The 12,698-nt window shown below is 67.3% G+C and carries 10 protein-coding genes; 6 read left to right on the top strand and 4 right to left on the bottom strand.

All coding sequences use genetic code 11. The annotated features are described in order from the left end of the window. Positions 1–197: 197 nt before the first annotated feature. On the bottom strand, positions 198–1,661 hold the full coding sequence (locus tag U7114_RS18835; protein WP_321214680.1) for an amino acid permease: 1,464 nt from the start codon (positions 1,659–1,661) through the stop codon (positions 198–200). A 155-nt stretch (positions 1,662–1,816) separates the two neighbouring features. On the opposite strand from U7114_RS18835, the gene U7114_RS18840 reads away from it, so the two are divergent. The 4 genes from U7114_RS18840 to U7114_RS18855 all read left to right on the top strand — a co-directional run bounded on the left by U7114_RS18840 (position 1,817) and on the right by U7114_RS18855 (position 5,453). Continuing rightward, positions 1,817–2,731, top strand: a complete 915-nt coding sequence (locus U7114_RS18840; protein WP_157240456.1) for a LysR family transcriptional regulator — start codon at positions 1,817–1,819, stop codon at positions 2,729–2,731. Positions 2,732–2,873: 142 nt separating this feature from the next. Next, entirely contained in the window at positions 2,874–3,299 is a 426-nt protein-coding gene (panD, locus tag U7114_RS18845) for an aspartate 1-decarboxylase (RefSeq protein ID WP_197432448.1), read from the top strand. A 66-nt stretch (positions 3,300–3,365) separates the two neighbouring features. Continuing rightward, a complete protein-coding gene (locus U7114_RS18850; RefSeq protein ID WP_157240454.1) occupies positions 3,366–4,292 on the top strand; it encodes an AEC family transporter in 927 nt (308 codons plus the stop codon). Positions 4,293–4,310: 18 nt separating this feature from the next. Next, entirely contained in the window at positions 4,311–5,453 is a 1,143-nt protein-coding gene (locus U7114_RS18855; RefSeq protein ID WP_323058203.1) for an FAD-dependent oxidoreductase, read from the top strand. Between the two features lie 6 nt (positions 5,454–5,459). On the opposite strand, the gene U7114_RS18860 is transcribed toward U7114_RS18855, so the two are convergent. From U7114_RS18860 to U7114_RS18870, 3 genes are all read right to left on the bottom strand, one after another. Continuing rightward, positions 5,460–6,938: an MFS transporter gene (locus U7114_RS18860; protein ID WP_323058204.1), complete on the bottom strand. Its 1,479-nt coding sequence runs from the start codon at positions 6,936–6,938 to the stop codon at positions 5,460–5,462. Positions 6,939–7,003: 65 nt separating this feature from the next. Next, positions 7,004–9,634: a trehalase-like domain-containing protein gene (locus U7114_RS18865; protein WP_323058205.1), complete on the bottom strand. Its 2,631-nt coding sequence runs from the start codon at positions 9,632–9,634 to the stop codon at positions 7,004–7,006. Positions 9,635–9,954: 320 nt separating this feature from the next. Then, positions 9,955–10,944 (bottom strand): LLM class flavin-dependent oxidoreductase, encoded by a 990-nt coding sequence (locus U7114_RS18870; RefSeq protein ID WP_321214685.1) that lies wholly within the window; start codon positions 10,942–10,944, stop codon positions 9,955–9,957. Positions 10,945–11,086: 142 nt separating this feature from the next. On the opposite strand from U7114_RS18870, the gene U7114_RS18875 reads away from it, so the two are divergent. After that, positions 11,087–11,959 (top strand): aldo/keto reductase, encoded by an 873-nt coding sequence (locus U7114_RS18875; protein ID WP_323058206.1) that lies wholly within the window; start codon positions 11,087–11,089, stop codon positions 11,957–11,959. 24 nt (positions 11,960–11,983) lie between these two features. Then, positions 11,984–12,682 (top strand): type 1 glutamine amidotransferase domain-containing protein, encoded by a 699-nt coding sequence (locus U7114_RS18880; protein WP_157240446.1) that lies wholly within the window; start codon positions 11,984–11,986, stop codon positions 12,680–12,682. Positions 12,683–12,698 lie beyond the last annotated feature (16 nt).

A 12,698-nucleotide genomic window follows, 5' to 3' on the forward strand; every position in this document is an offset into this window, starting at 1 on the left:
TACAGCCGCCTCGCGCTGCGCCTCAGACAATGAACTACGTGCATGCATAAAACTGCTCCCCGGAAGTCGGAACTGAATTTCTCAGTCCAACTTCCGGGGAGCAGTTCACCCTCCACAGGAAGGTGATAGAGCGTCCGAGGTTTAGCGACGTTAAGTGAGAGAGCGTCCGTGTTTAAGCGACGTTAAGTGAGAGAGCGTCAGCCGACGGGCCGGTGCATCTCCACAATCTCCTCATGCCGGGGGCTGTCGGGATTCATCAGCGAGTTCTTCTTGCCATAGAAGAAGTAGATGGCAAGGCCGATGACGAGCCAGACGCCGAACCGCGCCCACGTTTCCCAGTGCAGCTGGAACATCAGGAATGCGGAGGCCAGCACGCCGAAGGCCGGGACGAGCGGCATGAACGGGAGGCGGAACGCGCGCGGGGCATCGGGCTTCTTGTAGCGGAACACGATGACCGAGAAACAGACGACGACGAACGCCGCCAGGATGCCGATGTTGGTCAGGTCGGCGACTGCCTTGATCGGGAACACGCCCGCCAGGAGCGCGGAGGCGACGCCCGCGATCCAGGTCACGCGCTGCGGCGTGCCGTGCCGGTCGGTCTTGGAGAACCAGCCGGGCAGCAGCCCGTCGCGGCTCATGGAGAACCAGACGCGGGTAACGCCGAGCAGGAACGTCAGCATCACGGTGAGGATGGACAGCACCGCGAAGACGGAAATGATGGTGGCAATGACCGGCAGCCCCACACCGGTGAAGGCTGACGCGAACCCGGCCTTCGGGTCGATGTCCTTGTAGTTCTGCATGCCCGTGAGGACCAGGGTGGCTGCCACATAGAGCAGCATGGCGATAATGAGCGACAGGATGATGGCCTTGGGCATGTGCTTCTTACCGTCGGTGGCCTCCTCCGCTGCGGTACTCATGGCGTCGTAACCGAAGACCGCGAAGAATACGGTGGCGGAACCGGCAAGAACCGGGCCGAAGCCGGACGGCATGAACGGGTTGTAGTTGTTGGTGTCGATGTAGAAGACACCAAGGCCGATGATGAAGAGGATCAGGACCACCTTGATGGCCACTGCCACCAGTTCGAACCGGCCGAACGCCTTGGTTCCCCGCGACAGGATCCAGGTCACGATCAGGCAGACCACGATGGCGGGGATGTTGACGATTCCGCCCTTGCCCTCATCCGGGGTGGATGTCATCCAGACCGGCATGTGGATGCCGATTCCGGAGAGGAAGGCATCAAAGTAGCCGGAGATGCCGATGGCCACCACGGCCACAATGGCGATGTATTCCAGCAGCAGGTCCCATCCGATGAACCAGCCGATGATCTCGCCCAAGGCCACGTACCCGTAGGTGTAGGCGGACCCGGCGCGCGGAATCATGCCCGCGAACTCCGCGTAGGACAGTGCTGCCGCTGCCGACGCGAGGCCGGCAATCAGGAACGAAATCAGTACCGCGGGCCCCACCCCGGGTGTGGTTTCGCTACCGGCGGCCACCAGCCCCGCGAGGGAGAAGATGCCGACGCCGATAATGCCGCCAACGCCGATTGCCGTCAGCTGCCAAAGCCCGAGTGACTTAAAGAGGCCACTATGTTTGTTCTCTTCTTCAATGTCGTCAATCGGCTTGCGCCGCATGATCGACTGGGTCATGTCTCGTGTGCTCATCAGGAACTCCTGCTTGGGGGGTGCGACCCCGCCACGGCGCGCGAAAAATCGCTTGTGACGGGGGTAACTCGGTCCCAACAGTATGCAAGGGGGCTTGCATTAGATAAAGTGACTACTTCTAACCTATATTCGTTAGTTTCGGTAAGGATTTCCTCATGCTTGACGTCCGCCGGCTGCGCCTGCTCCGGGAATTGAGCATCCGGGGGACGCTCGCGGAGGTGGCTGAAGCACTCCAGTACAGCCCGTCGTCAGTCTCCCAGCAGCTGGCGCTGCTGGAAAAGGAAGTGGGCGTGGAGCTGCTGCGCAAGACGGGACGCCGGGTGCAGCTCACCCCGCAGGCGGAGGTCCTGGTGGCCCACACCGCAAGCCTGCTGCAGACCATGGAACAGGCCGAGGCGGACCTTGCGGCGTCCCTGACCACCGTGACCGGCACAGTGCGGATCGCAGTGTTCCAGTCGGCCGCGCTGGCGCTCATGCCCGAGACCCTGACGCGCATGGCCAGTACGTATCCCGAAGTTCGCATCGAGATGATCCAGCGTGAGCCGGAAACGGCGCTGCACGAGACGTGGGCACGCGACTTCGACCTTGTCATCGCCGAGCAGTACCCCGGGCACGCCGCCCCGCGCTATCCCGAACTGGACCGCGTCAAGCTCACCACCGACGCCATCCGGCTCGCCGTTCCCCCCGCGTCCGACGGCGGTCCCGCCATCTCCTCGATCGAGGACACCGCGGAACTCGCCTGGGTCATGGAACCACGCGGGGCGGCATCCCGCCACTGGGCCGAGCAGGCCTGCCGGAGCGCGGGGTTCGAGCCCGACGTGCGTTTTGAAACCGCGGACCTTCAGGCACAGATCCGCCTCATCGAGTCCGGGAACGCCGTGGCGCTGATGCCGGACCTGGTGTGGACGGGGCGCGGCACCACCGCCCGGCTCCTTGACCTGCCAGGCAAGCCGCACCGCACGGTGTTCACCTCCGTCCGCCGCTCCAGCGCCCAGCGGCCCGCGATCCTCGCCGCGCGGGAGACCCTTGCGGCGACCGCAGCGGCTGTGGCACAGCACGACGGCGGGTGACCGGCCGCCGTCGCGCGTGGCCTTCCAACAGTGGTACCGTCCAGCGCAACGACGCGCTCCGTCACTGCGCAGGAGCCGCCCCGGCGTCACTGTTCCCTGCGTCACTGCGCCGGCGGGCCCCCAACGCTAGACTGATGCCGTTATGAATCGCACAATGTTCAAGTCCAAAATCCACCGGGCCACCGTCACGCACGCCGACCTGCACTACGTAGGGTCGGTCACCGTTGACCTGGACCTGCTCGAGGCCGCCGACATCCTTCCCGGCGAGCTCGTCTCCATCGTGGACGTGACCAACGGCTCGCGGCTTGAGACCTACACCATCGCCGGCGAGCGCGGCTCGGGCGTGATCGGCATCAACGGTGCAGCGGCGCACCTCATGCACGAGAACGACGTCGTCATCCTGATCACCTACGCCCAGATGACCACCGAAGAGGCCAAGGCCTATGAACCGCGGGTGGTCCACGTGGATGAAAACAACCGGGTGATCCAGCTGGGCAATGACCCGGCCGAGGGCCTCACGCCGGGAATGATGCGGCCCCCTTTCGCGCTTAACAACGCCACCCTGTAACCGGAGAGTGCTTTCCGGCAGACCGCTCCCCCGCACCCCCCGGGCTGATCCCCTGCGGATTGTCCCTTGCTAGGGGTACTCGCCGGGTTCTTTGTGGTCTGGTGCATCATCCTGGTGGGCTGGTTCGTGGGCCGGCAGAAAATCCTGGGCGACAACGCCCGGCAGGTCCTCAGCTCCCTCACCTTCTTTGTGGCCAGCCCGGCCCTGCTTTTCGAAACGCTGAGCAAAGCCCGCCTCGCCGAGGTTTTCGCGGCGCCACTGCTGGTCGCTGCGGTCTCGGCAGTGGCCACCGCGGCCATCTTCTTCGCCATCGCCAGGTTCTGGCTCAAACGCTCGCTGCCCGAGTCCCTGATGTCCTCCATGGCCGCGTCACTGGTGAACTCCGCCAACCTGGGCATCCCCATCGCGGTGTACGTCCTGGGCGACGCAAGCTACGTGGCGCCGCTGCTCATCTTCCAGCTCGCCTTCTTCACGCCGCTGTTCCTGATGCTCCTGGATTCAAGCACCAGCTCCCACCGCACCACGCCGCTGAACTTCATCGTGATGATCCTCCGGAACCCCATGATCGTGGGTTCGGCCCTGGGCCTGGCCGTGGCCGGGACGGGCTGGCAGGTCCCGCAACTGGTGATGGAGCCCATCCACCTGATCGGCGGTGCGGCGATTCCGGCCATGCTGATCGCTTTTGGCATGAGCCTGAACGGCACCCGCCCGCTCCAGGCCTCGGCCTGCCGGCGCCTGGACACGCTGCTGGCCAGCGGCTTCAAGCTGGCCGTCCAGCCCGCGCTGGCCTATCTCTTTGCCCGGTTCGTGCTGGGGCTTGAAGGCCATGTCCTGTTCGCCGTGGTGGTCACCGCCGCCCTGCCCACAGCGCAGAATGTTTTTGTGGCTGCCAGCCGGTACAAGACCGGCCTCACCGTGGCGAAAGACACCGTGCTGATCACAACCGTTGTGGCCGTGCCGGCGATGATCGGCGTAGCACTGCTGCTGACCTGACCCGAGTTTGGAGGGCTGATGAATACTGTTCTGGACACCGTGGTGATCGGCGGCGGCGCCATGGGCTCGGCCGCCGCGTGGGCGCTGTCCCGCCGGGGCCGGCATGTGACTTTGGTGGAGCAGTTCGGGCCGGGGCACAAGATCGGGGCCTCGCACGGCACCACCCGCAACCTGAACCCCGGTTACCACCGCCCCGAATATGTGGCCATGCTGGCAGAGGGGCTGGCCCTGTGGGATGAGCTTGAGCAGGAAAGCGGTGAGACGCTGCTGGCGCGGACGGGGGTTGTGAACCACGGCCCGGACCCCCGGCTTCCGGACATCGCCGAGGCATTGACGCAGGCGGGCATCCGCGCGGAGCTCCTGTCCCCGGCGGAGGCCGGGGAGCGCTGGCGCGGCATCCGCTTCGACCAGCAGGCACTGCACATGCCCGACGGCGGCCAGCTCAACCCCGAAGCGGCGCTTCCTGCATTCCAGCGCCTCGCCGCAGCCCGCGGCGCCGAGATCCGGCACCACACCAAGGTGGTGGACCTGCAGGTGACGGACGACGGCGTCCGGCTGGGCCTGGAGTCCGGCGCCGGCATCGAGGTGGTCACCGCTGCGCAGGTTGTGGTCACGGCCGGCGGCTGGACGGACAAGCTCCTGGGCCCGGTGTTCAGCAACAGCACCGGTACGGGGCTGCAGATTCCCAGGCTTCGGGTCACGCAGGAGCAGCCGGCGCACTTCCGGGTGGCGGACGCGCGCGCAGTGTGGCCCGGCTTCAACCACTGCCCCGGCACCGGGGCGGACTATCAGGGCTGGTATTCCCCCGTGTACGGCATGGAGACGCCCGGTGAGGGAATCAAGGCCGGCTGGCACGGAGTGGGACCGCTCGTTGATCCTGACCGGCGCTCCTTCCAGCCCGAACCCCGGCAACTCGCCGCCCTGCAGGACTACGCGCGGAGGTGGCTGCCCGGGGTGGACGCCGATTCCTTCGAGGCCATCAGCTGCACCTACACCACCACCCCGGACGAGGACTTTATCCTGGACCGGATCGGCCCCGTGGTGATCGGCGCCGGGTTCTCCGGGCACGGGTTCAAGTTCACCCCCGTGATTGGCCGCATCCTCGCCGACCTCGCCACAGGCACCCGTCCGGCGCCGGAGATCTTCCGCGCTTCCCGCTAAAAGCGCCTACCGCGTCTTGTCCTCTGCTTCGGCGAGGGCCGGCTCCCCGCCCGTGCCGCCGTCGTCGTCCTTTCGGGAGGCGCCCGCCTTCACCGCCGGCATTGCCAGCACGGCCGCCACGGTGAGGATGCCGCCCACCAGCGCGGCCAGGAACACGGCGCCGGACGCAGCCACGACGGCGGGTGCCGCGCCTTCGCCGGCCGTGGTGGCGTAGACCGCGTTGGCCACCGCGCCGAAGACCGCCACACCCAGCGCGCTCCCAATGGACCGCGCGAACATGTTGCTGCTGGTGACCACGCCGCGCTCATTCCACTCAACACTGGACTGGGCAGAGATCAGGGTGGGAGTGGCAACCAGCCCCAGGCCGAGCCCCACCACGAAACAGCTGGCGGCCACCAGTGCCACGTTGGGGGTGGCGGCCGTGAGGGCCAGTGCCAGGAGTCCCGCCACGGTAACGGAGATCCCGATCAAGGCCGTGGCCTTGAACCCGATCCGCAGGTAGAACCGGCCCGCCTGCGAGGCACTGAGGGGCCAGCCAAGGGTCAGGGCCGCGAGCGCCAGGCCGGCCATAAAGGGCGAAGTGTCCAGCGCCCCCTCCAGGAACGTGGGCACATAGGAGGTCAGCCCGATCATCACCGCCCCGACGCCGAAGGACACCAGCGTGGTGGTGCCCAACAGCCGGCGCGAAACCACCCAGGACGGCAGGACCGGCTCCGCAGCCCGCCGTTCCACCATCAGGAACACCGCCAGCAGCACGGCGCCCACAACAAAGATGCCGATGCTGATCGGGGAATTCCACGCCCAGCCCTGGCCGCCCTGGAGGGCACCAAGGATCAGCAGGCCCAGTGACACCGCCAGCAGGGCAGCCCCGGCGTAGTCCACCCGGTGCTTGGCGCGTTCAACATTTTCGTGCAGGGTCCTGAACAGCATCCACCCGGCAAGGAGGCACAACGGAATGTTGACCAGGAAGATCCCGCGCCAGATTCCCAGCGAGGAGAAGATGCCGCCGAGGCTCGGGCCCACCACCGAGGAGACAGCCCAGACGCTGGCCAGGTAGCCCTGGACCTTTGCCCGCTCCTCGAGCGAGTAGATGTCCCCGGCGATGGTGATGGAAACCGGCAGGACGGCCCCCGCACCGAGGCCCTGCAGGGCGCGGAACGCGATCAGTGCGGGCATGCTCCAGGCGATGCCGCAGAGGACGGACCCGAGCAGGAACAGCCCGATGCCCGCCAGGATGATGGGCTTCCGGCCAAGCATGTCGGACAGTTTGCCGTAGATGGGCACCGAGACGGCCTGGGCCAGCAGGTACGCGGAAAACAGCCAGGGGAAGGACTCGAAACCGCCCACATCCCGGACGATCGACGGGACGGCGGTGGCCACGATCGTGGAATCGATGGCCACCAGGCCGGTGGACAGCATCAGGGCAATGAGGATGGGGCCCCGTTCGGAGCGGAACCCCACCCCTTGGGCGCGCGCGGTCTTCATGAGTCTCGTTTCAGTCTTTTTGGGTCCCTGCTACCTCCACTCTAGGTACCCGCGGCCGACCCCGACTATCGCCTGCCCTGGTGTGCGTCCAGGAGCCGCGCGCAGCGGATGAAGCCCAGGTGCGAGTACGCCTGCGGATGGTTCCCCAGGTGTGTCTCCGTGCCGGGGTCGTACTCCTCCGGCAGCAGCCCGGTGGGACCGAAGAGGTTCACCAGCTGGTCGAACAGGTCCCAGGCCTCATCGATGCGGCCCACGGCCACATACGCTTCGATCAGCCAGGTGGTGCAGATGTGGAACCCGCCCTCCAGGCCCGGCAGGCCGTCGTCGTACCTGTACCGGAAAACGGTGGGACCCACGCGCAGTTCCCGCTCCACCGCGGTGACGGTGTCCAGGAAGCGCTGGTCCGAAACGTCCAGCAGGCCGGAGAGGCCGATGTGCAGGACGGCGGCGTCGAGGTCCGGGCTGTCGTAGGCCACGGTGTAGGACCTCGCCGATTCGTCCCAGCCCTCGCGCAGCACCTCCTCGCGGATGGTGCCTGCCATGGGTGCCCAGGCCGGGTCCGGCTCCCGGCCGTGGCGGGCAGCCGTCCGCAGCGCCCGGTCCAGCGTCACCCAGCACATCACCTTGGAATAGACGTGGTGGCGCGCTGCGCGCCGGGCCTCCCAGATGCCGTGGTCCGGCTCGTGCCAGCGGGCCAGGACGGCCGAGGCCATCTGGACCATCAGCTCCCAATGGTCGTCGGCCAGCGCGCCCTCCCGCTCACTCAGGGCATGGATCAGTTCGGCAACCGGGCCAAAAACGTCCAACTGGACCTGGTGGTCCGCGGCGTTGCCGATCCTGACCGGACGGGAGCCCGCGTACCCCGGGAGGCTGTCGACGACGGCCTCCGTGGAAAGCGGCGCGCCGGTCACCGAGTACAGGGGGTGCAGCCACTCGGGGCCGGGCGCATGTTCGAGGATCCGCCCCAGCCATGCCAGGAAGCCGGCGGCCTCCGCCGTGGAGCCGAGGTCCACCAGCGCGTTGACCGTCATGGACCCGTCCCGCAGCCAGCAGTACCGGTAGTCCCAGTTCCTTGTGCCGCCGATTCCCTCCGGCAGCGACGTCGTGGGGGCCGCGAGGACGGCGCCGGTGGGCTCATGGACCAGGGCGCGGAGCACCAGGGCTGACCGCCGCACCAGGGAGGGTTTGACGGAGGGCAGGGCAAGTTTCTGCACCCACTGGCGGGCATGCAGGGCCACCCCGGCCCGCCGCTCCGTCTCCCCGCCGGGGTTCGCAGGCTGCGGTTCGGTATCGCCGCAGCGCAGGTTGAGCACCACCGGACCGTCCTGCAGGTTCACCGCCGCCGTGGCCGTGGCGTGGCGCCCGTCCGAGGTGATGCTGAAGGTGGCGCCCGGCGCGAACAGGATGATGGGCTCCGAGGTCCCCACCACGTGCAGTTCCCCGCCGCGGGCCTCCATGCTGAACGGGGCGTTGGCGTAGTCCGGCCGGGGAGCAAAAGTAATCCGGGCGGCACCATGGCCGGTCAGCACCCGGACCAAACTGGTGATGCCCTCGGGCGCGGGCTCAAGGTAGTCCGTGACCGTGACGTCCGCCCACCGGGTTTCAACGATCATGGTGCTGTCCACGTACCGCTGCCCCAGCACCTGGGAGGCTTTCACCGGCTCCACGGAGAAGTGGCCTGCCGCGTCTCCGCCCAGGATGTGGGCGAAAAGTGATCCGGAATCCGGCAGCGGATGGCTCATCCAGCAGATCTTCGCGTCCGGCGTCAGCAGTGCGGTGGAGGATCCGTTGCCGATCATCGTGTGCCGTTCAAGGCCCACCGCGTCCTCGCCGAACAGCCAGGCCCGCCGCAGCTCGAAGAGGAGGGCCAGGACCCGGGCGAAGGCTTCGGGGTCGCGGACGCGGTGCGCCGCGGCGGTCTCCCCCGGGCCGACCTTGAGTCCGAGGTCCGGCCCGCGCAGGGTGGCGATGGCCAGTTCGTCGCTGTGGGCGTCTCCGGCGAACATCGCGGCGCTGGCTCCGAGCCGGGACCGGAGGGTTTCCAGCGCCTCGGCCTTGGACGGTTCCACTACGGACAGGTCCAGCACGGAACCGTCCACAATGAAGAACAGTCCGTGGGCGCGGGCAATCTCCCGGGCGGTTTCCGTCACGGATTCCACCACGTCCGGCGGCGCCGGGCGGGTGTGGACGGAAACGGCCACCGGTTTGCGTTCAATCCAGATGCCCTCCTGGAACCCCACGGCTTCATTGAGCGCCGCGTTGACCTTCTGCAGGACTGATTCGGTGGCCAGGGTCTGCGCGTGCGCGAAGCCCATATCCGACTCTGCGCCATGCGAACCGATCAGGTGCACCTCAACGGGCAGCCGCGACACCGCCGCAAGGTCGCGGAGCGAGCGTCCCGAAATGATGGCGGCGTGGGTATTGGGTAGGGCAGCCAGTGCGCGCAGGGCTATCGCCGCATTGCCCAGGGGCAGGATCTCGGTGGAGATGCCTTCGGCGTCGCACAGGGTCCCGCCGTAGTTGCAGGCCACCAGCAATCCCGGAACCCGTGCCAGCACTTTCAGTTCGGCCAGCAGCGCAGGCGTCAGGCCGTTGTCCGCCGCATCCGACTGGATGAAGGCGCGGAGCATATCCAGCGGAAGGGACCGGGTGAGCAGTGCGGAATCCGCCACGCTTTGGTTCAACGGCGTAGGCATGCAGGTACCCCTTTGAGGCCGGACCAGGCCGGGACTACAGCCGCTGGATCGCCTGCGGACTACCGGTTGGTGCCCCTCCCGGGAATCCCAGTAATTCCCGAGGGGGCAGTTCCCATGCTCAGCCCCGGCCGTTTCCCCCGAAAGTCCCCTTTATTGCGTATGTGTAAAAGTCCGACGGACAGCGCCGTTGTCATGGAGAGCCGGCGTCACGCAGGGCAGCTTTCTGGACCACGACGCCGGCGCCTGCCGCCCGGAACCGGGGAACCCGCCGTCGTGCCTCCCCAAAAGGGTGCTGGGCGTGACGCGCAGGACCCCGCCCGCTACACCCGGACCAGCCCGGCAGCCTCTGCCAGGAGTTCCACGGAGCGCAGCCGCGCCTCGGTGCCGGTGCTCTGGTGGGCCACAATGAGTTCGTCGGCGTCGGCGTGCCGCCCGAAACCGTCCAGGTAATCAAGGACCACGTCGGGCGTTCCCACCGCGGAGTACGTCATCATCTGGCTCACGTGCTGGCCCTGCGGGGAGTCGAGGATCATGTCCGCTTCGTCGTCGGTGAACTCGCGGCCGCCGCCGAAGAACAGGGACACGCGGGCGCGCTTGGTGGCCTGCAGCATGGCCTGCGCTTCCGAGGCGGAATCCGCCGCGATGACGTTGACGCCGGCAATGACGTGCGGGGCATCCAGCTGCGCGGAGGGCTTGAACTCGCGGCGGTACAGGGCCACGGCATCCTGCAGGGCGTTCGGCGCAAAGTGGGAGGCAAACGCGTACGGCAGTCCCAGCTGGGCGGCGAGGCGCGCGCCGAACAGGGAGGATCCCAGGATGTACAGCGGCACGTTGGTGCCCTTGCCTGGCGTGGCCTCAACGCCCTGGATGCGGGTGGGACCGGTGAGGTAGCCCTGGAGTTCCAGGACGTCCTGCGGGAAACTGTCCGCGGACATGGGGTCCCGCCGCAGCGCGCGCATGGTGTTCTGGTCACTTCCGGGCGCGCGGCCCAGGCCGAGGTCGATGCGGCCCGGGTGCAGGGTCTCCAGGGTTCCGAACTGTTCCGCGATGGTCAGCGGCGAGTGGTTGGGCAGCATGACGCCGCCGGCACCCAGCCGGATGCTTTCGGTGTGGGCGGCCACATGGGCAATCAGCACGCTCGTGGCGGAGGACGCGATGGAGGACATGTTGTGGTGCTCGGCGTACCAGACCCGCCGGTACCCGAGCTTCTCCGCGCTCTGCGCCATGGCCACGCTGCCCGCGAAGCTCTCCGCCGCCGTCTGGCCCTTGCCGATGGTTGCCAGGTCAAGGATGGAGAGGGGGAGAGTCACGGTAGGTGCCGGCCTTTCGGGAACGTTTCGCAGGGATGTGCCCGCCGGGTCGCGGCGGGCACGAAAGGCATAACGACGGCGGCGCCCGGCTTATTTCTGGAACCTGCGGAATACTCAGCAAACTTATGACGTTGCCGCCCCTATGAGCCTAGAGACAACGAACCAGTTGGAACTGTCCGAAACGATCGATTTGAAGGATCTGGGAACCGTGAACCGGCTCGGCTTCGGTGCCATGCGCATCGTGGGTGACGGCGTCTGGGGTGAGCCCGCGGACCGCCGGGCGGCGGTGGCGGTGGTGCGCCGCGCCGTCGAACTCGGTGTTGACTTCATCGATACGGCAGATTCCTACGGCCCCAACATCAGCGAGGAAATCCTCGCCGAGGCACTGTACCCGTACAAGGACGGGCTGAAGATCGCCACGAAGGTGGGCTTCACCCGCACCGGGCCAGGCAAGTGGATCCCGGTGGGCCGCCCGGAGTACCTCCGCCAGCAAACAGAACTGAGCCTGCGGAAGCTGAAGGTGGACACCCTGGACCTGCTCCAGCTGCACCGGATCGACCCCAAGGTGGACGCCGAGGAGCAGTTCGGCGTGCTGCGCGAGCTCCAGGACGAGGGCAAGGTCCGGGCGCTGGGCCTCTCGCAGGTGAGCGTGGAGGAGCTCGAGGCGGCCGGGAGGCACTTCACCGTTTCCACGGTCCAGAACCGGTACAACCTGACGGACCGGAGCTCCGAGGACGTCCTGCGCTACTCGGAGGAGAACGGCATCGGCTTCATCCCGTGGGCTCCCATTTCCGCGGGTGAGCTGGCGCAGCCGGGAGGGCCGCTGGACGAGGCCGCCAAGCGTTTGGGTGCCACCACTTCCCAGGTTGCACTGGCCTGGCTGCTGCGCCGCTCTCCCGTGATGATGCCGATCCCCGGCACCGGGTCAGTGAAGCACCTGGAGGAAAACATGGCCGCGGCCGGCGTCACCCTGGACGAGGAAACCTACGCTGAACTTGAAGCAGCAGGCGAGTAGAGAAGCACAGACAGGAGCAGCACTATGGCAAACATTCTGATGGTCGTATCGGCCGCCGATTCGCTCACCATGAAGGACGGCAGCCAGCACCCCACCGGCTTCTGGGCGGAGGAACTGGTGGTGGCACACCAGACCCTGCTGGATGCCGGCCACACTGTCCACATCGCGACCCCCGGGGGCGCGAAGCCCACCGTGGACCAGGTGAGCCTGGCTCCCGAGTCAGCAGGCGGCGAGGAACGGGCGCAAGGTTTCCGCGACTACCTCGACTCAATCGACGGCGAGCTCTCGCGGCCGCTGGTGCTGGCCGACGTCGACCCGTCCGGCTACGACGCCGTTGTGATGCCCGGCGGGCACGGGCCCATGGCCGACCTGTACCAGGACGCCGACCTCGGCCGACTCCTGGCGGCGGCGGACAAGGACGGCAAGGTCATCGCTCCCTTCTGCCACGGTCCCGCAGGGCTGCTGAGTGCAACGGACGACGGCGGCGCTTTCGTTTTCGCGGGACGTCGCCTCACGGTGTTCAGCAACGAGGAGGAACTGGGCGGCGGCACCGGCGAGAACACGCCGTGGCTGGTGGAGGACGCCCTGAGGGACAAGGGTGCGGTGATCGAAAATGCTGCCGCCTGGACGTCAAATGTTGTGCGGGACGGCAACCTGATCACGGGCCAGAACCCGCAGTCCAGCGAGGATGTGGCCAAGGAGGTCATCAAGGCGCTGGGCTAGTCCCACACTTCAGGCA

The organism is Pseudarthrobacter sp. C1 (assembly GCF_034720455.1).
Taxonomy (GTDB): Bacteria; Actinomycetota; Actinomycetes; order Actinomycetales; family Micrococcaceae; genus Arthrobacter.